Source organism: Agreia sp. PsM10, assembly GCF_030433855.1.
Lineage (GTDB): Bacteria > Actinomycetota > Actinomycetes > Actinomycetales > Microbacteriaceae > Agreia.
The window spans coordinates 108,547-133,737 of record NZ_JARUXC010000001.1; the positions used below are offsets into that span (position 1 = coordinate 108,547).

29 protein-coding genes are annotated in these 25,191 nt (G+C 68.1%); 14 read left to right on the forward strand and 15 right to left on the reverse strand.

The features are described 5' to 3' along the window. Positions 1 to 43 precede the first annotated feature (43 nt). The gene (locus QCD70_RS00530; protein WP_301213136.1) at positions 44 to 1,369 is read right to left on the reverse strand and encodes an acyltransferase family protein; all 1,326 of its coding nucleotides are present in this window, start codon (positions 1,367 to 1,369) and stop codon (positions 44 to 46) included. 86 nt (positions 1,370 to 1,455) lie between these two features. Here QCD70_RS00530 and QCD70_RS00535 point away from each other — a divergent pair, with 86 nt between their 5' ends. The 4 genes from QCD70_RS00535 (at position 1,456) to QCD70_RS00550 (ending at position 4,848) form a co-directional block, all read left to right on the forward strand. Then, positions 1,456 to 1,866: a hypothetical protein gene (locus tag QCD70_RS00535; protein ID WP_301213138.1), complete on the forward strand. Its 411-nt coding sequence runs from the start codon at positions 1,456 to 1,458 to the stop codon at positions 1,864 to 1,866. Between the two features lie 51 nt (positions 1,867 to 1,917). After that, positions 1,918 to 2,247: a ferredoxin gene (fdxA, locus tag QCD70_RS00540; RefSeq protein WP_301213139.1), complete on the forward strand. Its 330-nt coding sequence runs from the start codon at positions 1,918 to 1,920 to the stop codon at positions 2,245 to 2,247. Then, complete coding sequence (gene dapC, locus QCD70_RS00545; protein ID WP_301213141.1) at positions 2,248 to 3,348, forward strand: succinyldiaminopimelate transaminase; 1,101 nt, start codon at positions 2,248 to 2,250, stop codon at positions 3,346 to 3,348. Positions 3,349 to 3,519: 171 nt separating this feature from the next. After that, positions 3,520 to 4,848: a citrate synthase gene (locus tag QCD70_RS00550; protein ID WP_301213143.1), complete on the forward strand. Its 1,329-nt coding sequence runs from the start codon at positions 3,520 to 3,522 to the stop codon at positions 4,846 to 4,848. Here QCD70_RS00550 and deoC read toward each other — a convergent pair. After that, the gene (gene deoC / locus QCD70_RS00555; RefSeq protein WP_441004901.1) at positions 4,842 to 5,546 is read right to left on the reverse strand and encodes a deoxyribose-phosphate aldolase; all 705 of its coding nucleotides are present in this window, start codon (positions 5,544 to 5,546) and stop codon (positions 4,842 to 4,844) included. The two genes, QCD70_RS00550 and deoC, sit on opposite strands and share 7 nt — an antisense overlap. Positions 5,547 to 5,585: 39 nt before the next feature. Next, a complete protein-coding gene (gene dapD, locus QCD70_RS00560) occupies positions 5,586 to 6,566 on the reverse strand; it encodes a 2,3,4,5-tetrahydropyridine-2,6-dicarboxylate N-succinyltransferase (protein ID WP_301213147.1) in 981 nt (326 codons plus the stop codon). Between the two features lie 66 nt (positions 6,567 to 6,632). On the opposite strand from dapD, the gene dapE reads away from it, so the two are divergent. The 3 genes from dapE to QCD70_RS00575 all read left to right on the forward strand — a co-directional run bounded on the left by dapE (position 6,633) and on the right by QCD70_RS00575 (position 9,229). Further along, positions 6,633 to 7,769 (forward strand): succinyl-diaminopimelate desuccinylase, encoded by a 1,137-nt coding sequence (gene dapE / locus QCD70_RS00565; RefSeq protein ID WP_301213149.1) that lies wholly within the window; start codon positions 6,633 to 6,635, stop codon positions 7,767 to 7,769. After that, positions 7,766 to 8,977, forward strand: coding sequence for a mannosyltransferase family protein (locus QCD70_RS00570; protein ID WP_301213151.1), 1,212 nt, complete (start codon positions 7,766 to 7,768; stop codon positions 8,975 to 8,977). Before dapE ends, QCD70_RS00570 begins: the two co-directional genes overlap by 4 nt. Positions 8,978 to 9,055: 78 nt before the next feature. Next, complete coding sequence (locus QCD70_RS00575; protein WP_078714890.1) at positions 9,056 to 9,229, forward strand: DUF3117 domain-containing protein; 174 nt, start codon at positions 9,056 to 9,058, stop codon at positions 9,227 to 9,229. 91 nt (positions 9,230 to 9,320) lie between these two features. On the opposite strand, the gene QCD70_RS00580 is transcribed toward QCD70_RS00575, so the two are convergent. Continuing rightward, the gene (locus QCD70_RS00580) at positions 9,321 to 9,953 is read right to left on the reverse strand and encodes an O-methyltransferase (protein ID WP_301213156.1); all 633 of its coding nucleotides are present in this window, start codon (positions 9,951 to 9,953) and stop codon (positions 9,321 to 9,323) included. Positions 9,954 to 10,030: 77 nt separating this feature from the next. Here QCD70_RS00580 and QCD70_RS00585 point away from each other — a divergent pair, with 77 nt between their 5' ends. Together QCD70_RS00585 and QCD70_RS00590 are read left to right on the forward strand one after the other, a co-directional pair. Further along, complete coding sequence (locus tag QCD70_RS00585) at positions 10,031 to 10,420, forward strand: twin-arginine translocase TatA/TatE family subunit (protein WP_301213158.1); 390 nt, start codon at positions 10,031 to 10,033, stop codon at positions 10,418 to 10,420. 30 nt (positions 10,421 to 10,450) lie between these two features. Continuing rightward, complete coding sequence (locus tag QCD70_RS00590; RefSeq protein ID WP_301213160.1) at positions 10,451 to 10,678, forward strand: hypothetical protein; 228 nt, start codon at positions 10,451 to 10,453, stop codon at positions 10,676 to 10,678. 25 nt (positions 10,679 to 10,703) lie between these two features. Here the strand turns inward: QCD70_RS00590 and QCD70_RS00595 are convergent, their stop codons facing one another. The 5 genes from QCD70_RS00595 to QCD70_RS00615 form a co-directional block, all read right to left on the reverse strand. Then, complete coding sequence (locus QCD70_RS00595; protein WP_301213162.1) at positions 10,704 to 11,438, reverse strand: hypothetical protein; 735 nt, start codon at positions 11,436 to 11,438, stop codon at positions 10,704 to 10,706. A 69-nt stretch (positions 11,439 to 11,507) separates the two neighbouring features. Further along, the gene (locus QCD70_RS00600) at positions 11,508 to 11,783 is read right to left on the reverse strand and encodes a hypothetical protein (RefSeq protein ID WP_301213164.1); all 276 of its coding nucleotides are present in this window, start codon (positions 11,781 to 11,783) and stop codon (positions 11,508 to 11,510) included. Positions 11,784 to 11,890: 107 nt separating this feature from the next. Further along, complete coding sequence (locus QCD70_RS00605) at positions 11,891 to 13,096, reverse strand: P-loop NTPase (protein WP_301213477.1); 1,206 nt, start codon at positions 13,094 to 13,096, stop codon at positions 11,891 to 11,893. Further along, the gene (locus QCD70_RS00610) at positions 13,062 to 13,604 is read right to left on the reverse strand and encodes a DUF1003 domain-containing protein (protein ID WP_301213165.1); all 543 of its coding nucleotides are present in this window, start codon (positions 13,602 to 13,604) and stop codon (positions 13,062 to 13,064) included. Before QCD70_RS00610 ends, QCD70_RS00605 begins: the two co-directional genes overlap by 35 nt. Then, positions 13,591 to 14,940 (reverse strand): magnesium transporter MgtE N-terminal domain-containing protein, encoded by a 1,350-nt coding sequence (locus QCD70_RS00615; RefSeq protein WP_301213167.1) that lies wholly within the window; start codon positions 14,938 to 14,940, stop codon positions 13,591 to 13,593. The genes QCD70_RS00610 and QCD70_RS00615 overlap by 14 nt, the downstream gene beginning before the upstream one ends. Positions 14,941 to 14,987: 47 nt before the next feature. Between QCD70_RS00615 and QCD70_RS00620 the strand changes: the two genes are divergently transcribed. Beyond that, positions 14,988 to 15,473 carry a general stress protein gene (locus tag QCD70_RS00620; protein ID WP_301213169.1) on the forward strand — a complete coding sequence of 162 codons (486 nt, stop codon included), beginning with the start codon at positions 14,988 to 14,990 and terminating at the stop codon, positions 15,471 to 15,473. A gap of 14 nt (positions 15,474 to 15,487) precedes the next feature. Here the strand turns inward: QCD70_RS00620 and QCD70_RS00625 are convergent, their stop codons facing one another. Then, positions 15,488 to 16,951, reverse strand: coding sequence for an aminopeptidase P family protein (locus QCD70_RS00625; RefSeq protein ID WP_301213171.1), 1,464 nt, complete (start codon positions 16,949 to 16,951; stop codon positions 15,488 to 15,490). 56 nt (positions 16,952 to 17,007) lie between these two features. On the opposite strand from QCD70_RS00625, the gene QCD70_RS00630 reads away from it, so the two are divergent. Both QCD70_RS00630 and QCD70_RS00635 read left to right on the forward strand, forming a co-directional pair. Continuing rightward, positions 17,008 to 17,646 carry a hypothetical protein gene (locus QCD70_RS00630; protein ID WP_301213173.1) on the forward strand — a complete coding sequence of 213 codons (639 nt, stop codon included), beginning with the start codon at positions 17,008 to 17,010 and terminating at the stop codon, positions 17,644 to 17,646. Next, positions 17,643 to 18,242, forward strand: a complete 600-nt coding sequence (locus tag QCD70_RS00635) for a hypothetical protein (RefSeq protein ID WP_301213175.1) — start codon at positions 17,643 to 17,645, stop codon at positions 18,240 to 18,242. The genes QCD70_RS00630 and QCD70_RS00635 overlap by 4 nt, the downstream gene beginning before the upstream one ends. A 553-nt stretch (positions 18,243 to 18,795) precedes the next feature. Here QCD70_RS00635 and QCD70_RS00640 read toward each other — a convergent pair. Beyond that, positions 18,796 to 20,076 (reverse strand): hypothetical protein, encoded by a 1,281-nt coding sequence (locus QCD70_RS00640; protein WP_301213177.1) that lies wholly within the window; start codon positions 20,074 to 20,076, stop codon positions 18,796 to 18,798. Between the two features lie 51 nt (positions 20,077 to 20,127). Between QCD70_RS00640 and QCD70_RS00645 the strand changes: the two genes are divergently transcribed. Next, positions 20,128 to 20,997 (forward strand): PHP domain-containing protein, encoded by an 870-nt coding sequence (locus QCD70_RS00645; protein WP_301213179.1) that lies wholly within the window; start codon positions 20,128 to 20,130, stop codon positions 20,995 to 20,997. A gap of 9 nt (positions 20,998 to 21,006) precedes the next feature. On the opposite strand, the gene QCD70_RS00650 is transcribed toward QCD70_RS00645, so the two are convergent. Next, a complete protein-coding gene (locus QCD70_RS00650) occupies positions 21,007 to 22,401 on the reverse strand; it encodes a DEAD/DEAH box helicase (RefSeq protein ID WP_441004893.1) in 1,395 nt (464 codons plus the stop codon). A gap of 267 nt (positions 22,402 to 22,668) precedes the next feature. On the opposite strand from QCD70_RS00650, the gene QCD70_RS00655 reads away from it, so the two are divergent. Then, positions 22,669 to 23,382, forward strand: a complete 714-nt coding sequence (locus QCD70_RS00655) for a ferritin-like fold-containing protein (protein ID WP_301213182.1) — start codon at positions 22,669 to 22,671, stop codon at positions 23,380 to 23,382. Here the strand turns inward: QCD70_RS00655 and kynU are convergent. Genes kynU through QCD70_RS00670 form a run of 3 tightly spaced genes read right to left on the reverse strand, consistent with a single transcriptional unit; the run spans position 23,372 to position 25,129 of the window. Further along, positions 23,372 to 24,592, reverse strand: a complete 1,221-nt coding sequence (kynU, locus tag QCD70_RS00660; RefSeq protein ID WP_301213184.1) for a kynureninase — start codon at positions 24,590 to 24,592, stop codon at positions 23,372 to 23,374. The two genes, QCD70_RS00655 and kynU, sit on opposite strands and share 11 nt — an antisense overlap. Positions 24,593 to 24,598: 6 nt before the next feature. Then, a complete protein-coding gene (locus QCD70_RS00665) occupies positions 24,599 to 24,901 on the reverse strand; it encodes a hypothetical protein (protein ID WP_301213186.1) in 303 nt (100 codons plus the stop codon). Between the two features lie 3 nt (positions 24,902 to 24,904). After that, complete coding sequence (locus tag QCD70_RS00670; protein WP_055929849.1) at positions 24,905 to 25,129, reverse strand: DUF3107 domain-containing protein; 225 nt, start codon at positions 25,127 to 25,129, stop codon at positions 24,905 to 24,907. Between the last annotated feature and the right edge of the window lie 62 nt (positions 25,130 to 25,191).

Here is a 25,191-nt window from a genome sequence, read left to right on the forward strand (position 1 = left end):
TTACTGGATCCGACTGTAACTCGTCAGGTGTCGCCGTGTCCAGTCAGCTCGGCTGGAGATCGGCAGTGACTGGCCGATCCGCGCTGACGAGCCTCAGGGCGACGGCGATGACCGCCGTCGTCACGGTGAGGAGCAGAAGGCTGAGACCCCATTGGATCTCCGCCGCGAACACGGCGAACGAGATCAGCGCCGCGATCTGGATGCGCAGGGGTCCGGGGGTGCGCGACCCCGGCAGGGCGGGTGTCGGAGGGCGCTCCCAGCGCGCGACGACGAGGCTGAGCGCGGCGAGGATCGCCCAGACGGCGAGGACGAACAGGGGTCTGGTCGCCCACCAGACGCCGCTGCCCGGCACGCTGTCGACCCATCCGCTGAGGAAGAGGGCGCCGCTGAGGGCCACGATGATCGGCAGGTGCCACAGGTAGATGGTCATCGCGCGGCTGCCGACGAAGAACACCGCGATGAGCACAGGCTTGAGTGTCATCGCCACGCGGAGTGCGGGATAGAGGAGGTGCAGGATGCACACCTGGGCGACGCCGAGGAGTATCAAGGGCACGGTCGCGGGATTGAGGTTGGTCAGCATGTCGACCGGGTAGAGGTCGAGTCCGTAGGTGAGCGCCGCGAGGACTCCGTAGCTCGCTGCGGCCCCGGCCACCAGCTGCCAGCGGGCGCGACGCGCGAACCAGCCGTCGGCGTAGAAGAATCCGAGCTGCTGCACGGCGAGCCAGACGAAGACCAGGTTGATCAGACCGATCTCCTGGACGCCGCTCAGGATGCGTGCGGCGTCGACGATCGCCGACAGGCCGACCAGTACGGCGATCGTCAGCGCGGGGCGGGAGGCGTGGGCGCGATGGACGATCGGCAGGAACGCCTGGCAGGAGATGTACGCCGCGAGGAACCAGAGCGGCATCCCCACGCCGGCCGACACGACGTCGACGAGTGCGCGATCGACGCCGGCGACGACGAGCACCCAGAGCACGACCGTGAGGAAGACGAGAAGGGGGAGCGCGGGCCTCAGCAGGCGCACCAGTCGTGTGCGCAGGAACTCGGCGGGTGATGTGCCCCGCCGCGTCGCGCTTCGCCACGACACGGCGCCGGCGAACCCCCCGACGACGAAGAAGAGGGGCATGATCTGGCCGACCCAGGTGGCAAGGGCGAACCACTCCTTCGTCTGCAGGGGGTTGATCTGTCCGATGGTGTCACCGTCTCGATGGAGGCCGACCATCAGGGAGTGCATCATGACGACCGCGAAGACGCAGAAGACCCGGGCGAGGTCGACCACGAGGTCGCGCTTGCTGCGTGCGGCCATCTCGACGACATCGACGGATTCACCCTCGGGATTCGTGGCGGCCTGGCTGGACCTGTTCGACATCGAGCACCCTTTTCCGTTCGTGTCGATCATGATAGCGAGCAGGGGGAGCGGTGAAGCTCCCAGCCGGGCGCGGATAGTCTTGACGGGTGATCGAAGCACAGCCTGAGCAGCACCGCGCGGCGACCAGGGAGACCCTGTCGTCGCGAATCGTGTCGTGGGTGGTCGGCCTCGGCCTCGGCGTGCTCTTCGGAGTCATGGGCACGGCAGTGAGCCAGTCCACCTGGACGGTCGCGCCCGGGTTCAGCCTCCCCGTCGGCCTCATCGTGGCCCTCCCGGCGGTCCTCCTTCTGCTGGTGGGCCTCCGTCTCGTTCTGCGCACCCGCACGACGGCCATCGTGGCGGCGTTCGGCATCGTCGTCACGATCTTCCTCCTCTCGCAGCCCAGCGCGGGCGGATCGATTCTGGTGCCTGGCAACGCTCTGGGCGTCGTCTGGACCTTCGCGCCCACGGTCATCGCTCTCCTGGTGCTCGCGTGGCCGCGGTTCGGGAAGAATTAGACTTATCCAGTCGCACCACCTCCTGTGCGGCATGAAGGGAACGAACGCACTGTGACCTACGTCATCGCCCTGCCCTGTGTCGACGTCAAAGACCGGGCCTGTATCGACGAATGTCCGGTCGACTGCATCTACGAGGGTGAACGCTCGCTCTACATCCACCCCGACGAATGCGTCGACTGCGGTGCATGCGAGCCCGTCTGCCCCGTCGAGGCCATCTACTACGAAGACGACCTTCCCGAAGAGTGGGCCGACTACTACAAGGCCAACGTCGAGTTCTTCGACGACATCGGCTCCCCGGGAGGAGCGGCCAAGGTCGGCGTGATCGCCAAGGACCACCCGCTGGTCGCAGCGCTTCCCGCGCAGTCGCACGGCGAGCAGTAAGTGGCCCTCGGAGCGCTTCCCGACTACCCCTGGGACGCCATGCGGCCGTACGCCGAGACGGCCCGGCGTCATCCCGACGGCATCGTCGACCTGTCGATCGGCTCGCCCGTCGACCCGACGCCCGAGAAGGTGCGCGAGGCGCTGGCCTCGGCGACCGACGGGCACTCCTACCCTCAGACGGCGGGCACGCCCGAACTGCGCGCGGTCGTGTCGCGGTGGTTCGCCCGCCGCCGCAACGTGCCGGGCCTCTCCGATGACGAGGTGCTGCCCACCATCGGATCGAAGGAGCTCGTGGCCTGGCTCCCTCTGATGCTCGGCCTCGGCGAGGGCGACGTGGTGGTGCATCCTCGGGCCGCCTATCCGACCTATGCGGTGGGGGCGACGATCGCGGGCGCTCGAGCCGTCGCATCCGATGACCCGGCCGACTGGCCCGCCGAGACGCGACTCGTGTGGCTGAATTCGCCGGGCAACCCCGACGGCGCCGTGCTGGATGTCGACGGCCTGGCAAGGGCGGTCGCGCGGGCGCGCGAACTGGGCGCGGTCGTCGCGAGCGACGAGTGCTACGCCGAGCTGGGCTGGGACGGGCCCTGGCAGAACGATCCGGTACCGAGCGTACTCGACCCCCGCGTGACCTCGGGCGATCGCAGCGGGCTGCTCGCGGTGTACTCGCTCAGCAAGCAGTCGAACCTGGCCGGCTACCGCGCAGCGTTCGTGGCCGGAGACTCGCGCCTGATCGAGCGTCTGCTCACCGTGCGCAAGCACGCGGGCATGATGCCTCCCGCTCCCGTGCAGGCTGCGATGATCGCCGCCCTGTCCGACGACGAGCATGTCTCGGCGCAGAAGGAGCTCTACCGGGCGCGTCGCGCCATCCTGCGGCCGGCGCTGGTCGACTTCGGCATGCGCATCGACCGCAGCGAGGCCGGCCTCTACCTCTGGGGCACGAAGGGCGTCGACGCCTGGCAGACCATCGGCGAGCTGGCCGAACTCGGCATCCTGGCCGGGCCGGGCCCCTTCTACGGCGACCATTTCCCGCAGCACGTGAGGCTCTCGCTCACTGCGACAGACGAGAGGATCGCGGCCGCCGCCGCACGACTCGCCTGAGCTGCGGCCTTGTCGGCATCCTCCAACGACAACCGGCGGTTGCGTGTGGATGTCATGGTTGCCCCCATTTCGCCCTAGGCTGTAGGAGGGTCAACGCGGTCCGGGGTCACACATCCTGCGTCTAGCGTCCCGCCACTTACCATCAGGCAGGAACACTCGTCAGGAGGCGCCGTGACCGACGTCGGGCAGAACACTTCAGCATCAAACCCCGAAGCAGCAGAACCCCGCAAGGCGACGCTCTCCTTTCCCGGAGGCTCCGCCGATTTCCCCATTCTCGACAGCGTCGACGGAGCATCCTCCATCGACCTCTCGACGTTCACCAAGCAGACGGGCATGACGACCCTCGACTACGGGTTCGTCAACACGGCCGCGACGAAGTCGAACATCACTTACATCGACGGCGATCAGGGAATCCTGCGCTACCGCGGGTACCCGATCGAGCAGGTGGCCAAGGGCCTCAGCTTTCTCGAGGTCGCCTGGCTGCTCATCTACGGCGAGATTCCGACCGAGAGCGAACTCGACGACTTCGACCGGCGCATCCGCCGCCACACGCTGCTGCACGAAGACCTGAAGCGGTTCTTCGACGGGCTGCCCCACCAGGCCCACCCGATGTCCGTGCTCTCGAGCGGCGTGTCGGCTCTGTCGACGTACTACCAGGACTCCCTCGACCCGACGAACCCCGAGCACGTCGAGATCTCGACCATGCGCCTCCTCGCGAAGATGCCCGTCATGGCCGCCTACGCGCACAAGAAGAGCGTCGGCCAGGCCTTCCTCTACCCCGACAATAGCCTGAGCTTCGTCGACAACTTCCTGCGACTCAACTTCGGCACCATGGCCGAGCCGTACGAGGTGAACCCCGTGGTCTCGAGCGCTCTCGAGCGCCTCCTCATCCTCCACGCCGACCACGAGCAGAACGCGTCGACGTCGACCGTGCGTCTCGTCGGTTCGACGCAGGCCAACATGTTCGCGTCGATCTCGGCCGGCATCAACGCCCTCTTCGGCCCCCTTCACGGCGGCGCGAACGAGGCCGTGCTGAGCATGCTCGGAGACATCCAGGCCTCGGGCGAAGGCGTCGCCAAGTACGTGGAGCGTGTCAAGAACAAAGAGGCCGGCGTGAAGCTCATGGGCTTCGGGCACCGTGTCTACAAGAACTACGACCCGCGCGCCAAGCTCGTGAAGGAGAGCGCCGACGAGGTGCTCGAAGCGCTCGGAGTGCACGACGATCTGCTCGAGATCGCGAAGGAACTCGAACAGATCGCCTTGGCCGACGACTACTTCAAAGAGCGTCGCCTCTACCCGAACGTCGACTTCTACACCGGCGTCATCTACAAGGCGATGGGGTTCCCGACGCGCATGTTCACCGTGCTGTTCGCCATCGGCCGACTGCCCGGATGGATCGCCCACTGGCGCGAGATGACCTCCGACCCGCAGACCAAGATCGGCCGCCCGCAGCAGCTCTACTTAGGCCACGCAGCGCGAGACCTGCCCGGCGCTCAGTAGCCGCCGTCGCCCGTGGCGGGTGCGCCGGAGAGAACCTGCCTGGAGCTCGAGACTCCGAGGCGCGTCGCCCCGGCGTCGATCATCGCGAGCGCGTCGTCGTAGCTGCGGATGCCGCCGGATGCCTTGACGCCCAGTCGTGCTCCCACGGTCTCGGCCATCAGACGCACGGCGTGCACGGTGGCGCCGCCGGTCGGGTGGAAACCGGTGGAGGTCTTGACGAAGTCCGCGCCGGCGGCCTCGGCGGCCCGGCAGACGGCCACGATCTCCTCGTCGCTGAGCGCGGCCGACTCGATGATGACCTTCAGCACCCGGGGTGCGGGAATCTCGGCTCGCACGGCCGCGATATCGGCCTGCACGCGGTCGAAGGCGCCGGCCTTGGCAGCGCCCACGTCGATGACCATGTCGACCTCGTCGGCTCCCTGGCTCACCGACAGGCGAGCCTCGGCGGCCTTGATCTCCGAGTGGTGCTTGCCCGAGGGAAAACCGCAGACGACGGCGATCTTCAGCGACGAGCCGGAAGGCAGTTCCAGGGGGAGCATCGACGGTGAGACGCAGACGGAGTACGCGCCCAGGTCGTCGGCCTCGGTGACGAGTGCCGCGACGTCGGCGTCGGTCGCCTCCGGCTTGAGGAGCGTGTGGTCGAAGTAGTTCGCCAGCTCGGCGGTGCTGATCGGCTGGGGGTCGAGAGAGGTCACGATGAGTCCTTAGTGAATCGAAATCGAAGGGGAGTGCTGGGTTCAGGCGTGCAGCATGGCGTTGAGCTGGATGCCGGCCCCGGTGCGAGGCAGCACCTCGACGGCGCCGGTGAGCGAGTTGCGGCGGAAGAGCAGATTCGGAACGCCGGAGAGCTCCACGGCCTTCACCGTGCGGCGACCTCCGTCGGCGGTGGGCGCCGAATCGATGAGCACGACTTTGGTGCCGGCGGTCACGTACAGGCCCGCCTCGACCACCGAATCGTCGCCGATCGAGATGCCGATTCCGGAGTTCGCTCCGAGCAGGGCACGCTCGCCGATCGACACCCGCTGGGTTCCACCGCCGGATAGCGTGCCCATGATCGAGGCTCCTCCGCCGATGTCGGACCCGTCACCGACCACGACGCCCTGCGAGACCCGGCCCTCGACCATGGAGGTTCCGATGGTGCCCGCGTTGAAGTTCACGAACCCCTCGTGCATGACGGTCGTTCCCGGGGCGAGGTGGGCGCCGAGGCGAACGCGCGAGGCATCGGCGATGCGCACTCCCGCCGGGCTCACGTAGTCGAGCAGCCGCGGGAACTTGTCTATGCCGGTGCTCGCGATTCCGTGTCGCTGGAGAGACGGGCGCAGCCGGTCGAAGTCGTCGGGGTGCACGGGGCCGGCATTCGTCCAGACAACGATCGGCAGGTGGCCGAAGATCCCGTCGAGGTTGATGGTGTTCGGGCGCACCAGAAGGTGGGAGAGCAGATGGAGCCGCAGGTAGGCATCCGGTGTCGACGCGGGCGGCTCACGCAGGTCGATCTCGAGAGTCACGATGTCGACCGTCACGTTGCGTCGGGCGTCGGGCAGGGCGTGGGCCTCGAGCTCGGCAGGGGCGAGGTGCGGGTCGCGACCCTCGGGCAGCCGCCCCAACGCGGGGCTCGGGAACCAGGTGTCGAGAACGACTCCCGCGCCGGAGGTGGTGGCGAGACCGGATGCCCAGGCGAAATCGGGCGTGGCGGGGCTGATGGAATGCTCGGAACTCATGCACCGAGCCTACCGACTCGGCCGCCTGGCCCACCCTCGACGGTGTCGGCATCTAGGCTTGGACGCATGACGGATTCCGCTCCCGCCCCGCTCGTGTCTCTCGATCTCGGCGCCAGCTCGATCGAGTTGACGAGACAGCTCTGCGACATGAGGTCGGTCTCCGGAGACGAGACGGCCATCGCCGACGCCATCGTCGCGAGCCTGAGCGGATCGGACCACCTCGAGATCCATCGAGACGGAGACACCGTCGTCGCCCGTACGACGCTCGGTCGGTCATCGCGGGTCGTCATCGCCGGTCACATCGACACCGTTCCCATCAACGACAACGTTCCGACCCGTTATGAGACCCTCGAGCCGGGATCGCCGGCCGGTGCCCCCGGCGACTACCTCTGGGGTCGCGGCACGGTCGACATGAAGGGCGGAGTCGCCGTGCAGCTCAAGCTCGCAGCCGAGCTCACCGAGCCCGCCGTCGACATCACGTGGATGTGGTACGACAACGAAGAGGTGTCGAGCGAGCTGAACGGCCTCGGCAGGCTCGCGAGGAACGCGCCTGAGCTGTTCGAGGGAGACTTCGCGATCCTCGGCGAACCGACGAACTCCCTGATCGAGGGCGGCTGCAACGGAACGCTGAGGGCGGAGATCCGCACGAGGGGCCTGCGGGCGCACTCGGCGCGCAGCTGGGTCGGCGAGAACGCCATCCACGCGCTCGCACCCGTTCTCGCGACGCTGGCGGCCTACGAGCCGCGCCAGATCGAGGTCGAGGGACTCGTCTATCGCGAGGGTCTGAACGCCGTGGGCATCTCCGGGGGCGTCGCGGGCAACGTGATTCCGGATGCGGCGGTCGTGGAGGTCAACTACAGATTCGCGCCATCACGCTCCGGCGACGAGGCCGAGGCCCATATCAGGCAGGTCTTCGCGGGCTTCGACGTGACGATCGTCGACGTCGCGGAGGGTGCGCGTCCCGGACTCGACGCCCCCGTCGCGCGCCAGTTCATCGAGGCCGTCGGCGGCGACCCGCTGCCCAAGTACGGATGGACCGATGTGGCCCGCTTCTCGGCTCTCGGCGTTCCCGCCGTCAACTACGGCCCGGGGGACCCCCTGAAGGCGCACGCCGACGACGAGCGCGTGCTGCTCAGCCAGATCACCGACTGCGAGAACGGTCTGCGGCGCTGGCTCACCGGAACAGCGTCCTCCGCCGAATGATCACCCGCAGGCGTGCGGCGCTCGTGCGCTACCGGGTTCTTCCCTGGTGGGCGCGGGTCTCGCTGATCTACATCGCGGCACGCATCGTCAGCACCGTCATCATCCTGGCGATCGCCGCCGGGCAGGGCGCCAATCCCTGGACGGGCGCGCATCCGGGGTATTTCGATTTCGCGACCATCTGGGACGGCCACTGGTATTTCATCGTCGCCGTGACGGGATACCCCGACCAGCTGCCGATGACGGCCGACGGGCACGTCGGTGAGAACGCGTGGGCCTTCATGCCGGTGTACCCGTTCCTGGTGCGGGGCCTCATGATCGTCACGACGCTCTCCTGGCCCGTGGTGTCGGTCGCGGTCTCGGCGATCGCAGGACTCGGTGCGGCCCTCGTGTTCTACAAGTTGATGGTGCGTGTGCTTGCAGACGCGCAGACCGCGATGTTCTCGGTCGTGCTGTTCTGCGTCGCTCCCGTGTCGGCGCTCTTCCAGCTGTCGTATGCCGAGTCGCTCCACACATTCCTGCTCGTCGTAGGGCTCTACCTCGTCGTTCGGCGACAGTACGGCTGGCTGATCCCGGTCATCGCCGTCATGGCGTTCACGCGGCCGTCGGGTCTCGCGTTCGCCCTCTTCCTCGGTCTCCACGTGATCGTGCGATTCGTCACGCGCGACCGCGAGCCGTTCCCGTGGCGCGAGAGGATCGCGGTGAGCCTGATCGCCGTCTTCAGCGCGGTCATGGGCCTGGCCTGGCCGGCGATCGCGGCCCTGGTCACGGGAGACCCCACGGCCTACACGGACACCGAACTGGCCTGGCGATCGGCCTACATCGGCTACCAGCATCTGGTTCCTTTCGCGCCCTGGTTCCAATCGGCGAACTGGTGGCTCAACTCGCAGTCCGGTTTCCCGGTCGGGGGACTGGTCGTGGTGCTCCTGACCGCCGCGTTCGCGCTGAGCCTCCTGATCGCCCCGGTGAGACGACTCGGCGCAGATCTGCGCATCTGGGTGCTGAGCTATGGCGTGTACCTGCTCGCGGTCTTCTTCCCGCAGTCGAGCACCTTCCGCCTGCTGATGCCGATGTCTCCGCTTCTCGGAGCGGTCGCGCAGCCGAAATCCGTGGTCTACCGGGTGGCGATGGTCGGCGTCTTCATCGCCGCGCAGACAGGGTGGCTGCTGCTCTGCTGGGGTGTCGACGGGGCGGACTGGACACCCCCGTAAGGGAGCAGCACCGGCACGGGTGCGGCGGAAGCGTCGCGAAATAGCGGATAATAGAAGTTCACGACGAAAGGGAGCCGCATGGCCGCCATGAAGCCCAGGACCGGAGACGGACCAATGGAGGCTGTCAAAGAAGGACGCCTCATTATCGTGCGAGTGCCACTCGAAGGAGGGGGTCGCCTCGTGGTTTCGGTGAATGATGCCGAGGCGAAGGAGTTGCACGATGCTCTCGCGGGAGTAGTAACCCCCGCCTGATCCTGGCCGCGTCGAACCAGGCGCACCACGAATCGAAGCTCGGCGGCTGGTCCGACGGGAGAACGGGTTCACAACCCGCTCTCCTCGAAGGTCAGTCGCCGACTTTTGTTATCTGGAGAAGACCGTCTCCCGCAGGAGACAGCGCGACGAGAACAGCGTTCGACTTCGAGAGCTCGGTGATGAGCGTGCGGAAGTCGGTGGCGGTGTCATCGCGCTGGGCCGGGTCGGCGACGCGGTCTCGCCACAGGGCGTGGGGCACGGCGACGGTTCCGCCCTTGCGCACGAGTCGAAGCCCATGCTCGACGTACTCGATGACCGACTCCGTGTCGGCGTCGATGAGGACCAGGTCGTAGGAGTTCTCGTTCATGCGCGGCAGCACGTCGACCGCTCGTCCGGCGATGAGACGGAACCTGTTCGAGGGGATGCCCTCCGCGAGGAAGGCGGCGCGCGCGGCCTGCTGGTACTCGACCTCGGTGTCGATCGACGTGATGGACGCCTCGGGCGCACCCCGCAGCATCCACAGCCCCGACACGCCCGCACCCGTGCCGACCTCGATGATCGACATGGCGCCGGATGCCGCGGCGAGCACGCCGAGTTGCGCCCCGACGGCGGGCGACACCGGATCGATGCCCAGTTCGAGCGAGTGCGCGCGGGCCTGCGCAAGCCCAGCCGGCTCCAGGACGACGTCCTCGGAGTACTTCCAGTTCATTTCTTTACCTGACACGTCACTCTCCTCCGGGCAAGCATAGGTACTGGCGGCCCTGTCAGCCGCGAGCCACGCGGCGGAGGTAGTCTGTCAGGGTGTTCAACGGGTTGTCGTTCGAGAAGCTGCTGCTCGTCGGCGTCATCGCCGTCTTCCTGCTCGGCCCCGACAAACTCCCGAGCTACGCCGCGAAGCTGGGCCGCCTCGTCCGCACTCTGCGCGACTACGCCGATGGTGCGAAGGTGCGCATGAAAGAGGAGATGGGTCCGGAGTTCGACGAAGTCGACTGGAAGAAGCTCGATCCTCGGCAGTACGATCCTCGGCGCATCATCAGGGAGGCGCTGCTCGACGATGCGCCGGCCGCTGCCGCTCCCGTGGTGAAGCCGGTCTCCCGCCCCGAGCCCGCGTATCTCTCGCGCAAGAAGGATGCCGTGCAGCCGGATGCGCCGCAGGACCTGTCTACGCCGTACGACTCCGAATCCACCTGATCGGCAGTGTCGGCGCGTTAGATTGGTGTCATGACAAGCGACGTCGACGGCACCGATACGGTCACCTCACTGTTCTCCGGCGACGACGAACTGGTCGTGACGCCCGACACGGTGTCGGCGGACTGGACCTCGTCGCCCTGGACCCTCGCCGTGCTCGTGCTCATCGGGTGCGTCGCCGTGACCGCGCTCTTCGGCGTGGTGATTCCCGTTCTTGCGGATCTCGTACTCGGCTGGATGCCCCTGGTGTTCGTGCTCTGATCCGCTGAATCGGCGGATCGCCGACTCAGCGTGGCCCTCCGCCCAGGTCGAGCGAACCGTCCGGCCTCCAGATGGCCCTCATGGTCGACGGCACGACGCTGGTCGAGCCGTCTGCTGAGATGCTGGGCATCTCGCCCGACCATTCCAGCCTCACGCCGGTCGACGGGAACTCGTCGATCGTGACGCACGACATGGCGAAGGAGCTCCTCGGCTGCACGGCGAAGAGGCACACCATGTTGGCGGCATTGCGGCCGATGTAGAGCTGGAAGAACGGGTCGCCGATCGCCCGGATCGACTCCCCGATGATCGTTCCCGGCAGCGCCTGGTCTGGCAGGTCTGCAGCGATCTGGGGGCGGTCGAAGAGAGCCAGCGCGCCGCTGCTGTCGACGAGGGGGCGCGACGTCGTCGGCTCGCTCACGACGTCGGTGGGGGAGCCCGCGTAGAGGCCCACGGCGACTCCGACGGCCAGCGCGAGGAGGACGGCCGCGACACGTCGGGCGATCGCCCTGCGGGGCGCACGCTCGGCACCCTCGGGCGGGTCGTCGGATGCCGTGGGTTCGGCTGTCGGGGGCTGCGGCGCGGGGTCGATGTCGACGGCCTGGCCGGCAGACGTGTCGGATGCCTCGCGGAGGCGACGCGAATCGAGCAGCTGCAGCTGGCGAGCGGCGGCACGGGCGTCGGACGACTCGCTCGAGGCGGAGAAGACGCGACGCTGGAGCTCGCGTCTCTGCGCGTCGATCGAGGCCTGGTCATCGTTCACCTCTGCCCCTCTCGCGATCGGGAATGCGACCATACTCGCACGCCCGCGTGAGCGTCGGCGAGCGCCCGATCAGAACGTGATGCGCCACAGATATTCCGAGCCGTCGGGACGGAACCACCGCACGACGACGATGCCGCGACGAGGCAGCTCCTGGCCCGAGACGGTGAGCCTGACCTGCTGGCCCGGATCGAGCACGAGCGGGGCGGTCGTGCGCAGGAGGCCGGTGCCGAGAAGGCTGAACGACAGGGCGGTGAGACGTTCAGGGCTGCGGTTGGTGAGCACAAGGGAGTGCCGGGCAGTGCGGCTGGAGATGGCGAAGGGAACGGGATACGCGACGTCGATCATGCGGGCAGGCTAGGTGCAGCGACCGACGCCGGAGTCGTCTGCGGGCCCCTCGGGCCGGGGTGCTGTGGACGGATCGCTCGGCCGCGTTGCGGGGGAGGAGGAGCCGGTCAGCGCGGCGAGACTCCCAATCGTCGTCCCGCCAGCTGTCGGCCGCGTGTCGCGATCACGTCGGCGACCGAGATGATCGCTGCACTGGCCGGGTCGGACGGGTTCGCGAGCACCAGGGGTTCTCCCGTGTCGCCGCCCCGGCGGAGATCGAGACTCAGGGGCACGGACGCGAGCAGCGGCACCGGCGACTCCTGGCCCTGCGACAGGCGCCGGGCGACCTCGGCTCCGCCGCCGGATCCGAAGAGGTCGACAACCGATCCGTCGGGCTGCGTGAGAGGCCCCATGTTCTCGATCACGCCGAAGATCTTCTGCCCGGTCTGCCTCGCGACGATGCCTGACCGCTCCGCGACGTCCGCGGCAGCGGGCTGGGGTGTCGTCACGACGATCACCTCGGCGTTCGGAAGAAGCTGGCCAATGGAGATGGCGATATCGCCGGTGCCGGGCGGGAGATCGAGGAGCAGGACGTCGAGATCGCCGAAGAAGACGTCGGTGAGGAACTGCTGGATCGTGCGGTGGAGCATGGGCCCGCGCCATGCGACCGCCCCGCCCGACGCGCCAGACCCGGGGGCCGAGTCGATGAACATGCCGATCGAGATGACCTTCACATCGCGGCCCACGGGCGGGAGGATCATGTCGCCCACGCGCGTGGGCTTCACGGCCAGGCCGGTGTCGTCGACGAGACCCAGGATGGCAGGGATCGAGAATCCGTAGACGTCGGCGTCGACGATGCCCACCCGCAGCCCGCGGGCGGCGAGTGCGACCGCGAGGTTCGCGGTGATCGTCGACTTGCCGACACCGCCCTTGCCGCTCGTCACGGCGTAGATGCGGGTCAGGGAGTCGGGTCCGAACTGCACGGTGCGGTGGGCGCCCGGCCCCCGCAACTTCTCGACGAGCGCGCGTCGCTGGTCCGACGACATGATCGAGACGTCGACGTCGACCGTCGTGACGCCCGGAACGCCGGACGCGGCGACCCGCACATCACGCTCGATCGTGTCCGCAGCGGGGCATCCGACGATCGTCAGTCTGAGATCGACCGACGCGTGTCCCGAGTCGTCGACCGAGACGGTCCCCACCATGTCGAGCTCGGTGATGGGTTTGCGGATCTCGGGGTCGATGACACGCGTCAGCGCCTGCCTGACGGCGAGGTCGAGCTGCGGCGCGTCGGCCGTGTCAGGCACCGGGCGTTCCGGCGGCACGGCGACCATCGACATCCGATTCGGCGTCTCGATCGAGCTCGTCGAGGAACGCGCGCAACTCGGTGCGGATGAAGTCCTTGCTCGCCAGGTCCTTCATCGCGAGCCGCAGGGCCACCACCTCGCGCGCCAGGTACTCGGTGTCGGCGAGATTGCGTTCGGCGCGCTGTCTGTCTTGCTCGATCTGAACGCGGTCGCGGTCGTCCTGCCTGTTCTGCGCGAGCAGGATCAGGGGCGCTGCATAGGAGGCCTGCAGCGACAGGATGAGGGTGAGCGCCGTGAATCCGATGGCCGCATCGTCGAAACGCAGACCTTCGGGCGCGGTGGTGTTGTAGAACATCCAGGCGAGCACGAACAGGGTGAGAATGACCAGGAACCAGGGGGTTCCCATGCCGCGGGCGATGGCCTCTGTTCCCCGGCCGAAGCGGTCGCGGCTCTGCCGGTTGCGACGGGGGATGACGTTGCTGCGCAGGCCCTTGGGCGCGTCGAGACGGACGTCTGAACGGTTATTGCGTGCCATTGCCGGCCCTCCTTCGTGCGCCTATGCGTACTGGTCTCTTCGTGGGAACGGGAACTGTTCCGAGGCGTTCGGGAAAACGCGTCGGGGTGCGTTTCTCGTCGTCGCCGTCGTGACTTCGCCAGTCATCGGGCAGCAGGTAGTCGAGGACATCGTCAATGGTCACCACCCCGACGAGTCGGTGGTTGTCGTCGACGACCGGAACGGACACCAGGTTGTAGCTGGCGAGGATGCGCGACACCTCGGCGGCCGAGGTGTCGGCCGTGACGGGGTCGAGGCTCGAATCGAGCAGGGTGCCCAGTCGCTCGTGCGGGGGATACCGGAGCATGCGCTGGAAATGGACCATGCCGAGGAATCGGCCCGTCGGCGGTTCGTAGGGCGGAAGGGTGACGCAGATGGCGGCTCCCAGTGCCGGAGCCATCTCCTGACGCCGGATGAGGGCGAGCCCCTCGGCCACGGTGGCGTCGGCCGACACGATGATGGGCTCGGTCGTCATCAGACCACCGGCGGTGTCGGGCTCGTACGACAGAAGCATTCTCACGTCGTCGGCCTCTTCGGGCTGCATGAGGCTGAGCAGCGCCTCGCCGCGCTCGCCCGACAGCTGCGCGATGAGGTCGGCGGCGTCGTCGGGCTGCATCTGATCGAGCACGTCGGCGGCGCGGTCGTCGTCGAGCTGGCCGAGGATCTCGACCTGCTCGCTCTCGGGCATCTCTTCGAGCACGTCTGCGAGGCGCGCGTCGGGAAGTTCTTCGGCCACTTCGAGCATGCGTGCCTGCGGCAGGTCCATGAGGGTCGATGCGAGGTCGGCGGGCTTGAGATCGGAGTAGGTGGCGATCAGCTGCTCGGCGGACTGCGCTTCGCCGCCCTTGGTCTGCTCGACCACCTCGCGCCACTGCACGAACGACGTGGCGCCCTTCGCGAACGGCGAACCACCCGTCTTGGGGCGACGCACGAACAGCTGCGCCACCTGCCACTCACCGGGGCCGACCTCCTCGATCGCCACGTCCTCGACGGTTGCTTCGCCGCTGCCGTCGTTGAAGTCGAGTTTGCGGCCGAGCATCTCGGCGATCACACGCACCTCGCCGCCGCGCTGCTCGAAGCGGCGCACGTTGATGAGCCCGGTCGTGATGATCTGACCGCTGCCGATCGACGTCACACGCCCGATCGACAGGAAGACCCGACGCTTGCCCGGGATCTCGACGATGAGGCCGACGACACGAGGGGACTCGGTTCTGCGGTAGACCACGAGCACGTCGCGGACCTTGCCGAGGCGGTCACCGGCGGGGTCGAAGACGGTGCACCCGGCCAATCTGGCGACGAAGACTCTGGTGGCACTCACCTCTCTAACTTAGACCTTCATCAGGGCAGCCATGGGAGGATGGGCGGGTGAGCAATCAGAAGCCCTTCGGCGGCCGTGCCCCCAGCGATTCCGCCACGATTCCCCGGGGAGAGATCATCGCGAGCTACGAGTCGTACGGCGAGGCCCAAGCCGCTGTCGACACGCTCGCGCACGCCGACTTCCCGGTGGCGGAGGTGTCGATCGTGGGCAACGACCTCAAGAGCGTCGAACGCGTGATCGGCAAGCAGAGCTACGCCCGGGCGGCGATCTCCGGCGCGCTGAGCGGACTGTGGCTCGGCCTGTTCTTCGGCTTCTTCCTGGTGATCCTCTCGCCGACCGCGACGTCGCTTCCCTTCATCGCCGCCGCGAGCCTCATCGGTGCCGGATTCGGGCTGCTGTTCCGCATCGTCACCTACTCGATCTCGCGGCGTCGCCGAGATTTCACCTCCACGATGCAGGTCATCGCCACCAGCTACTCCCTCGTGGTGAGCCCCGACGTCGCCAATAAGGCCCGCAACGTTCTCGAGCGCTGAACGCGCCTGTCTCCCTACGAGAGCGACGCCATCCACGCCTCGACGTCATCGGCCGTGCGGGGGATGCCCGCGGAGAGGTTCTCGGCTCCATCGGCGGTCACGAGGATGTCGTCCTCGATGCGCACACCGATGCCCCTGAACGACTCGGGCACCGTCAGGTCATCCGGCTGGAAGTAGAGGCCCGGCTCGATCGTGAAGACCATGCCGGCCTCGACGATTCCGTCGAGGTACATTTCGCGTCGCGCCTGGGCGCAGTCGTGCACGTCGATGCCGAGGTGATGGCTCGTACCGTGCACCATGTAGCGGCGGTGCTGCTGGTTGTCGGCCTCAAGCGCCTCCTCCGCCGTGACCGGCAGGAGTCCCCACTCAGCCGTGCGACGGGCGATCACGCCCATCGCAGTGGCATGGATCTCGCGGAACCGGATGCCGGGCCTGACGATCGCGAAGGCCGCATCGGCGGCCTCCCGAACGGCCTCGTAGATGTCGCGCTGCACGGGGGAGAAGGTTCCGGAGATGGGCAGGGTGCGGGTGATGTCGGCCGTGTAGAGGCTGTCGAGCTCGACGCCGGCGTCGAGCAGCATCAGGTCGCCCGGCAGCACGGGGCCGTCGTTCCTCGTCCAGTGCAGCACGCAGGCATGCGGTCCGGATGCCGCGATCGTGTCGTACCCCACCGCGTTGCCGTCGGCCCGGGCGCGGGTGTTGAACACGCCCTCGACGAGGCGCTCGCCGCGCTCGTGCGACGAGATGCGCGGCAGATCGCGGATGACGTCGTCGAAGCCGCGCGCGGTCGCGGCGACCGCCTGACGCATCTGGTCGATCTCGAACTCGTCCTTCACCAGGCGCAGCTCCGACAGGTCGCGGGCGAGGACCGCGTCGAGTTCGTCGTCTGTTCCCTGCACCAGATCGCCGGCCGCCTCACGAACGACGCGGGTCGACGAACCCGCGGCCTCGCGCACGGCCTCGAAGTCGGCGATGCCCCTGGTGTCGATGCCGAGGTCTCCGGCCACCTGAGCCAGCGACGGGCGCGGACCGATCCAGAACTCGCCGATCTCGGAGTTCGCGTAGAACTCGTCGGAGTCGCGGCCGGCACGTTCGCGGAAGTACAGCGTGGCCGCGTGTCCGCCGTCCGAGGCGGGCTCGAGCACGAGCACGGCGCCGGGTTCGCTGTCGGAGCCCCAGGCGGTGAGCCACGAGAACGCCGAGTGCGCGCGGAACGGGTAGTCGGTGTCGTTGGAGCGCTGTTTGCGGTCACCCGCCGGGATGATGAGTGTCTCGCCGGGGTGGAGGGCGGAGATCGCCGCCCGGCGCGCGGCGGCGAAGGATGCCTCGGGTCGAGCCGGCGGGATGACGTCGGTGCGATCGGCCCAGCCGCTGGCGATGTAGTCCCGGAACGTCGTCGATCCAGGGGTCGTGCTCCTGTTGCTCGCTGCGGGGGTCTCGGGTGCGTCTGTCGTGTCAGTGTTCTGTGCGTCGGCCATCCATCCATTCTGCGCCCTTCTCCACCCCGAATTCGTGCGCCGACTATGTTGGAGCCATGCCCGAGGCCCGCGATCGCATTCCGTCGCGCCTCCTCGACCTCGCGGAGCGACTGACGCCGGCCGTCTACGTGGTCTCGGCGGCGGTCGTGGTGGTCGGCGCCGTGGCGGGATTCGGCGGGCTGGACACCGTCGCGGAGGCCCCCGTGGCCAGGGCGGACGCCGGTGAGGTCGTCGCGGGCAAGCAGCTCGACGTGTCGGTCGAGGACGCCTGGCTCGCCGACGGCTTCGACCCCTATTTCGAACCCGAGCCGGGCAACCGCTTTCTCGCCGTGCGGGCGGTGGTCACCAACGTGTCGGACACTCCCGTGAGCACGGTCGACGACAACGTGCTGGTCGAGGGCCTCGAGGGGACGGCGGGCGAGCCGCAGGCCGACCAGGTGATCAGGCTCGGAGAGTCGTCGTCGAGCCCCGTGCTACAGCCGGCCGTCGAGCAGGAGGTCGTGCTGCTGTGGGAGGTACCGGCGTCGGAATGGGAGGAGGGCTCGCGCATCTCGGTGCGTGTTCTCGACAAGACGCTCAGGGAGGGATTCCTGTTCGACGCCTCGTGGTCCGATCCCGTGGTCACGGCGGAGGTTCCGCTGGTGCTCGATGATCGCGGGTTCCAGTACGTCGCACGCGACGAGGTCGCACCGTGAGCCGCCGCATCCGCGTGACGAGGCGGACACTTCTGTCGACCCTGACGGTCGTCGTCGCCCTGGCGGCGACGGTGGTGGTCTACGGCATCACACCGCACGGCGACGACATCAACGCCCCTTTCAACGAACGGGGCACCCTCGGCGACGTCCTGACCGGGCGGACCCTCACCGGCTCCGTGACCGCGGTCAGCCTGGCGTCGAGCTTCGACGCGACAGAGGCCGGCGAGGAGTGGACGGGAACGACGACCGGCACCTGGGTCGTCGTCGAGGCCGAGTTCGCGGCCACGGTCGAGCCGTCGTCGCTCTACAGGCCGACCCTCACCATCGGCGACGCCACCTATTACGCCACCGAGCGTCTGTCACTCCTCACTCTCGACAACTCCCTGATGCGACCCGGCATCGCCTCGCGGGGCCTGATCCTCTTCGAGGTCGCCGACTCCGCGCTCGCGTCGGAGGCGGCCGGCCGAGCCGAGATCGGCATCAACGCCTCGTACGAATCCATCCTCGATTCGCGGCTGGCCTTCGATGTCGACCTGCGCGGTCTCCCCGTCGAATCGGATGTCGTCGTGTCGCGTCCCGTGGACGTGGTGCTGTGAGCGGCGTCGAGACCGAACCCGTCGCATCCGATCGGTCGTGGTGGCGGCGCAACCGGTGGCCCGTGCTTGCCCTCGCCGTGCTCCTTCCGGGAACCGTGATCCTCACGACGTCGAGCGAATGGTTCGATTACCAGAACGGCCTCTATTCGCACGCGATATCGGTCGCCGAGGGGAAGAGCGCCGTGTACGGAGGAACAGACTTCCGGGTCGACGACACCGTGATCGTTCGTGGCGGAACCGAGGGGGGAGACGAGCTCGAACTCGACCCGGACCTCGACCTCATCGTCGCGGTGCTCGACGTGACCCCCGGAGACGAACCGGTCGACTCGTGCGATCTGCAGATCTCGGCGACGAGCCCCGAGCATCCGGAGCGTCGCAGATGGAACGCCAACGTCGATCTTCCGCGGCAGTTCCCGCCGACGGGCGACTCCCAGACGACCTGCTCCGACACGGAGGGCGAGCCGTACCGCCTCGTCGTCGCGGCCACGATTCCGAGCGGAGCCGCAGAGACGGGCTCGTGGGTCGTGATCGAGAAGCTCGGGCTGGCCCCTGACTATCTCGAACTGGAGCTGTCGCCGTCCGAGGTCTCCAGTGCGTCGACGTCGGTCGACAGCTCGTCGAGCGCGGCGTCGGCCGCGCGGGGCGACCTGCGCAGGCAGAAATCGAATGCCACCGCGAGCAGACTGATGCGAACGGGCTCGACGAGAAGGTCGATGAGAAAACCGATCGGCTGATCCGTGGCCATCCACCATCTGTAGGGATGGGGGCCGATCGCCGCGTAGATGCCGGCCAGAACCCAGTCTCCGACGCTGACCCACAGGGCGTAGGCGAAAACGTAGACGGCCAGGAAGACGATGCCGCCGCGCCAGATGACCCGGGCGCTCAGAAGCAGGGGTTTCGCGATCTCGATGGCATCGTCGAACAGCGGCCGGGCCCGGCGGGCCAGGGCGACGGGTGCCGATGCCCACCGCGCGCCGAGCACCTGACTGCGAGGACGCTCGCGGCGGCGCACCTCGACCAGCGAGGTCGCCAGCGAGCGCACGTAGACGACCCCGGCGACGAGCAGCCATGAGAGGGCCAGGAAGACGATCTCACTGCTCGAGTTCCAGACCCAGGATGCGCCGTCCCAGGCGAGCCTGAGGGTCAGGGAGTTCTCGACGAGCGTCTGCCTCAGCTCGTCGAGAGACCGGATGAACTGACGGCTGTCGATCCAGTCGGGCACCACGCTGAACAGGCTCGACAGCACGTTCACCGCGATGAAGACCCAGACCGCCTCGAGGTACACCGTGATGATCGAGGTCCAGGCCGGCAGCCGCGACCGCAGGCGTTTCAGTGCGAAGCGACCGACGAAGGCGATGATCGCCACCGCGATCGACGCGGGAGTGGCCGTGACGGCGAGCACCGTGTTTCCCGAATCGGCGTAGGTGAAGAAGTTGTCGGATTCGATGGCGAGACCGGCGTATTTCAGCAGGTCCTGTCGCATGAGGTCCATCGCCGAGTACAGGGCGAAGAAGACGAGCACGCTCGAGAGCAGGATGTCGCGGAAGCCGAGGGCGGTCTCCTCGACGGAGCCGTCGGCGACGTTGCCGCGCGCGAGCCGGGTGAAGGTGGGCATCGAGTCGCGGAGCACGAGGAACATGCCGATGTACGACACCAGCCTCGCGAGGACGGCGATCGGCAGAACGATGAGTCCGAGCGTCGCGTCGATCGCGCCGAGCTCTGCGGCGATGCGGATGACGACCCAGCGAACGATCCACCCGCCGAGGAACCAGAGGAGCAGCAGCGGCCACGAGCGCCCGGCGAGCCTGAGCACCTCTCGCACCGTCGACCTCATGGGCTCATCGTAGCGGCGGGACCGCTTCGCTCGAACTCGTACGATGGGCAGATGGCTTCCGCATTCCCCTCAGGGCCGATCGACCTGCACGCCCACTCCAGCGCATCGGACGGCACGGAGACGCCCGCGAATCTGGTTCGAGCCGCTGCGGCCGCGGGTCTCGGCACCGTGGCGCTCACCGATCACGATTCGACTGCGGGCTGGGAGTCGGCCTCAGCCGAGGCCCGACGTTCTGGAATCGCCCTGATCCCCGGCATGGAGCTGTCGACCAGGCGGGGCTACGCGAGCATCCACATGCTCGCCTATCTGTTCGATCCCAACAGTGCCGGCCTCGTCGCCGAGACCGCACGCATCCGCTCTGCCCGGCTCACCCGGGCGGAGGACATGGTGCAGGCCATCGGCGCGGACTACGACCTCAGTTGGGACGACGTGCTCGCCCAGACGCAGGACGGCGCGACGGTGGGCAGGCCGCACATCGCGGATGCGCTCGTGGCCAAGGGCCACTCGCTGACTCGCAGCGACGCATTCGCCGGTATCCTGCACTGGCGAGCGGGCTACTACCTGCCGCACTACGCACCCGATCCGCTGACGGGGGTGGAGCTGATCGTCGCCGCGGGCGGCGTGCCGGTGATCGCGCATCCCGCGACCCGGGGACGCGACGGAGTGGTTACCGAGGGCGAACTCGCCCGGCTCGTCGACGCGGGGCTGTTCGGCCTCGAGATCGACCACCGGGAGAACACGCCCGACGGCAAAGAACGGTTACGCGAGCTCGCGGCGAAGTTCGACCTCGCGATCACCGGGTCGAGCGACTACCACGGAGCGGGCAAGCCGAACCTGCTGGGCGAGAATCACACTGCGCCCGAGGTGCTCGAGCGCCTCGTCGAGCGCAGCACCGGCTGGAAGCCGGTGCTGCCCGACTGACGATCGCGACTACTCCGCCGCGCGGGGCGTGCGACGACGCGTGCGGCGACGAGGCGCGCTGTTGCCGTCGTGGTGCTCGGGGCCGGTTCCCGTGTGCGTGCCGGCTCCGTCGACAGACGAGGTGCGCGGCGCGTTCGCCGTTCCCGACTCGTGCCCGGCGGACCGCGGCGCGCGTGAACGGGTGCGAGGCGGACGCGAGTCGCCCGCGCCACGCGGCGACCGGTCTGCGGCGGGCGCATCCGTCTTGGGCGTCGCGGGGCGCAGACGGCCCTTCGTGCCGGCCGGGATGTTCAGGTCGGAGAAGAGGTGGGGGCTCGACGAGTAGGTCTCGGTCGGCTCGGGCTGGCCGAACTCGAGGGCGCGGTTGATGAGGGCCCACTTGTGCAGGTCGTCCCAGTCGACGAAGGTGACGGCGATGCCGGTCTTGCCGGCGCGGCCCGTGCGGCCGACGCGGTGGAGGTACGCCTTCTCGTCTTCGGGGATCGTGTGGTTGATGACGTGGGTGACGTCGAGCACGTCGATTCCGCGGGCGGCCACATCGGTTGCGATGAGGATGTCTTTCTTGCCCGCCTTGAACGCGGCCATGGCGCGCTCGCGCTGCTCCTGGTTGAGGTCGCCGTGCACGGCTGCCGCGTTGAATCCGCGGTCGTTCAGCTCTTCGACCAGCTTCGCGGCGGCACGCTTTGTGCGCGTGAAGATCACGGTCTTGCCGCGGCCCTCGGCCTGCAGGATACGGGCGATGACCTCGTCCTTGTCCATGTTGTGGGCACGGTAGATGAGGTGGTTGATCTGGGCCTGCACCTGACCCTCGTCGGGGTCGGTGGCCCGGATGTGGATGGGCTTCGACATGAAACGACGGGCGAGGGCCACGATCGGGCCCGGCATGGTCGCGGAGAAGAGCATCGTGTGCCGCGTCGCGGGGGTCTGGGCGAACAGCTTCTCGATGTCGGCGAGGAAGCCGAGGTCGAGCATCTTGTCGGCCTCGTCGAGAACCATCTCGCGCACGTTGGCGAGGTTCAGCAGACGCTGTCCGGCGAGGTCGAGGAGCCTGCCGGGCGTGCCGACGACGATCTGCGCGCCGGCCTTCAGCTGTTCGATCTGGCCCTCGTAGGCCTTTCCGCCGTAGATCGACACGATGGTCGTGGGGCGGTTCGACGTGGCGAGCACGAGGTCTTCGGTCACCTGCACGGCGAGCTCGCGGGTCGGAACGACCACGAGGGCCTGCACGCCCGCCTCCGGGGTGAGCCCGAGGCGCTGGATGAGCGGGAGCCCGAATCCGAAGGTCTTGCCCGTGCCGGTTTTGGCCTGGCCGATGATGTCCTGACCGTCAAGAGCCAGCGGAATCGTCTGGGTCTGAATGGGGAAGGGCTCGAGGATGCCCTTGCTTGCGAGTGCGTCGGCCATGTCCTGGTCGACGCCTAGATCGGTGAAAGTCACTGTGTGATGCCCTGTCATGAATTATCGGGCTACGCCGCTTGGGGAGAATGGTCGCGGCAGGAGTTCGGACACCGAGGTGGTCTGTCCCCTGCGCGTCGGAGGCCGGCGATGGCGCCTGGCGGGCGGCGTAGACGCCCCGATTTGTGTCAGGGCTTCCCCGAGTTTACTGGATCCGCACCGATAAGGGTGCGTTGGGGCCATGGGCGGGTGCGGCGCGCCGCTAGGCTTACGAGGGTGTTCACGTTTCGCCGGCCCAAGGTGCGCCTCGAGGTGCCCCGCCTGAAGCCTCGAGGCGAGGCCGTTCAACTGCCGCGCGTGAACCTGGCAGAGCTCACCCCGGCCCTCCTTCCCTACCTGGGCCAGGCCGCGTACATCCAGCTCTCGCTCTTCGAGTCCCTCTCCCGCATCGTCACTCAGGCGCCCACGGTGGCGCACAAGGAGTCGATCGGCCCGGCGGCAGGGCAGGCCCTCGACAAGCACGAGCGGCTCGTCGCGGAGATCCGTCGGCACGTCGACGATCCGGCCGTGATCATGCAGCCGTTCGCCGCGGCCATCGACGCCTACCGCGAGGTCGTGGCCGGCGGCACCTGGTCGGAGGCGCTGACGAGCCTCTACGTGAGCGCGGGCATCCTCGACGACTTCTTCATCCACCTCGCCGCAGGCCTCGAGAACGGGTCCGGCCCGCGCATGGTGCAGATCCTCGATGCCGAGACCGGTCGCCAGGCCATCGCCACGATCCTGGCCGACAACATCGCCGCCGACCCGAAGCTCGCCTCGCAGCTGGCCATGTGGGGTCGCCGCGTCGTCGGAGACACCCTCCTCGTCGCGCGATCGGCTATCCACCACACCGACAACCGCAACTCCGACGAGCAGCGCATCGAACCGGTCTTCACCGAGGTCATCGCCTCGCACACCCGCCGCATGGACGGGCTCGGGCTCACCGCCTGACGAGCAGCTCGCGCACGGCCGCGAGGCCGTTCCACAGCTCGACGTGACTCGTCGACAGTGGCGACAGGCCCAGTCGCATGCCCTGCGGCGCGCGGAAATCGGGGATGACACCGCGACGCCAGAGCTCGGCGGTCATCTCTCTGAACGCCGGATGCTCGATGGTCACGTGACTGCCTCGGCTGCCCGGGAGGCGCGGGGTCGCGACCTCGACACCCCAGGATGCGGGCCAGTCGTCGACGACCTCGATGGCGAACCCGGTGAGCGTCTCGGATTTGCGACGGATGGCGGGCATGCCCACCTGGTCGATGAGGTCGACCATGTCCCGGAGGGCCTGCATGCCGACGATCGAGGGCGTTCCGCTCAGGAACCTCCGCATGCCGGGCGCGGGGGAGTAGCCGGGACCCATGTCGAAGGGTGCGGCGTGGCCCATCCATCCCTGGATCGGTTGCTCGAGGCTCTCCTGCAGCTCGCGTCTCACGTAGACGAAGGCGGGAGATCCCGGGCCGCCGTTGAGGTACTTGTACGTACACCCCACCGCGATGTCGACGCCCCAGCCGTCGAGATCCATCGGCACGCTGGCGACCGAGTGGCAGACATCCCACAGCACGAGCGCACCCGCCGCGTGCGCGAGGCGCGTCAGGGCCGGAACATCGGCGAGGAAGCCCGAACGATAGGCGACATGCGAGAGCAGCACGAGAGCGGTGTCGTCACTGAGGACGGCCTCCAGCTCGGGTGCCGTGACTCCGCCGCGGGTGTCGGACTCGATCCAGCGCACGACGAGGTCGCGCTCTGCCGCTATCGACTCGACAAGGTAGCGGTCCGTCGGAAAGTTGTCGGTATCGACGACGATCTCGCGACGACCGGGCCGGGCGTCGACGGCTGCGCGGATGAGTTTGTAGAGAAGCACGGTCGTCGAGTCGCCGACAACCACCTGGCCGGGCGCCGCCCCGAGGGTGACGGCTCCGATGCGATCGCCCAGCGTGAGCGGCAGGTCGAACCACTCCTCGTCCCAGCCTCTGATGAGGCGGGCGCCCCAGGCCTCGGGCACGAACTCGGCGAGTCGTGTCGCGCTGGCCCGGAGCGGGCGACCGAGCGAGTTGCCGTCGAGATAGGCGACGATGCCGGGGTCGTCCGAGCCGACGAAGAGATCGCGCCTCGACCGCAGGGGGTCGTGCGCGTCGAGCTCCTCGGCTCGGGCGAGGGATGCCATCGAGAGCTAGTTCGTGGCGGTCGACGAGCGGAGAGCGACGAAACGCGCGATGTCGGCGCGTTCGCGGTAGATGCCGATCATCGGATCCGCGATGCCGACCGCTGCAGCGGTAACGACGAGGCTGATCACCCAGATCCAGCCGCCGTCCCACGGAAGGCCGGCCCAGGTGAGGCCCACCCAGACGACGGCGGCGACCGCGGCTCCGATGGCGGGAACAAGGGCGACGCCGTGGTTCTCACGGTGAGCGAGGCTGTACCTGGCGATGAGGCCGAGGATCGCGCCGCCCAGCGTGATGAAGAGCAGTTCCATGGGCTAGAGAACGAAGCCGACGCGACGTGCCTCTTCGGCGCCGATCTCGACGTAGCTCAGCGTCGCGGCCGGAACGAGGTACACGGTTCCCTTGCTGTCGGTGAGCGACAGGTGCCCCGATGCTCCGGAGAGGACGTCGGCGACGGCCTTCTCGATGTCGGCCGGCGACTGGCTCGACTCGAAGCTGATTTCGCGGGGGGAGTGTGCAATGCCGATTCGAATATCCACCAGGACTACCTTTCACAAATGCTGCGGCCCGCTCTGGGGCCATGCGTCCAGATTAGGACAGA

Bases quoted from the DNA above. Each gene is read 5' to 3' on its own strand.
- QCD70_RS00530 (WP_301213136.1), bottom strand. From the start codon at position 1,369: ATGTCGAACAGGTCCAGCCAGGCCGCCACGAATCCCGAGGGTGAATCC.
- dapD (WP_301213147.1), bottom strand. From the start codon at position 6,566: ATGAGTTCCGAGCATTCCATCAGCCCCGCCACGCCCGATTTCGCCTGG.
- dapE (WP_301213149.1), top strand. From the start codon at position 6,633: ATGACGGATTCCGCTCCCGCCCCGCTCGTGTCTCTCGATCTCGGCGCC.
- QCD70_RS00570 (WP_301213151.1), top strand. From the start codon at position 7,766: ATGATCACCCGCAGGCGTGCGGCGCTCGTGCGCTACCGGGTTCTTCCC.
- QCD70_RS00575 (WP_078714890.1), top strand. From the start codon at position 9,056: ATGGCCGCCATGAAGCCCAGGACCGGAGACGGACCAATGGAGGCTGTC.
- QCD70_RS00590 (WP_301213160.1), top strand. From the start codon at position 10,451: ATGACAAGCGACGTCGACGGCACCGATACGGTCACCTCACTGTTCTCC.
- QCD70_RS00600 (WP_301213164.1), bottom strand. From the start codon at position 11,783: ATGATCGACGTCGCGTATCCCGTTCCCTTCGCCATCTCCAGCCGCACT.
- QCD70_RS00605 (WP_301213477.1), bottom strand. From the start codon at position 13,096: ATGGTCGCCGTGCCGCCGGAACGCCCGGTGCCTGACACGGCCGACGCG.
- QCD70_RS00610 (WP_301213165.1), bottom strand. From the start codon at position 13,604: ATGGCACGCAATAACCGTTCAGACGTCCGTCTCGACGCGCCCAAGGGC.
- QCD70_RS00625 (WP_301213171.1), bottom strand. From the start codon at position 16,951: ATGGCCGACGCACAGAACACTGACACGACAGACGCACCCGAGACCCCC.
- QCD70_RS00630 (WP_301213173.1), top strand. From the start codon at position 17,008: ATGCCCGAGGCCCGCGATCGCATTCCGTCGCGCCTCCTCGACCTCGCG.
- QCD70_RS00640 (WP_301213177.1), bottom strand. From the start codon at position 20,076: ATGAGGTCGACGGTGCGAGAGGTGCTCAGGCTCGCCGGGCGCTCGTGG.
- QCD70_RS00645 (WP_301213179.1), top strand. From the start codon at position 20,128: ATGGCTTCCGCATTCCCCTCAGGGCCGATCGACCTGCACGCCCACTCC.
- QCD70_RS00650 (WP_441004893.1), bottom strand. From the start codon at position 22,401: ATGGCCGACGCACTCGCAAGCAAGGGCATCCTCGAGCCCTTCCCCATT.
- kynU (WP_301213184.1), bottom strand. From the start codon at position 24,592: ATGGCATCCCTCGCCCGAGCCGAGGAGCTCGACGCGCACGACCCCCTG.
- QCD70_RS00665 (WP_301213186.1), bottom strand. From the start codon at position 24,901: ATGGAACTGCTCTTCATCACGCTGGGCGGCGCGATCCTCGGCCTCATC.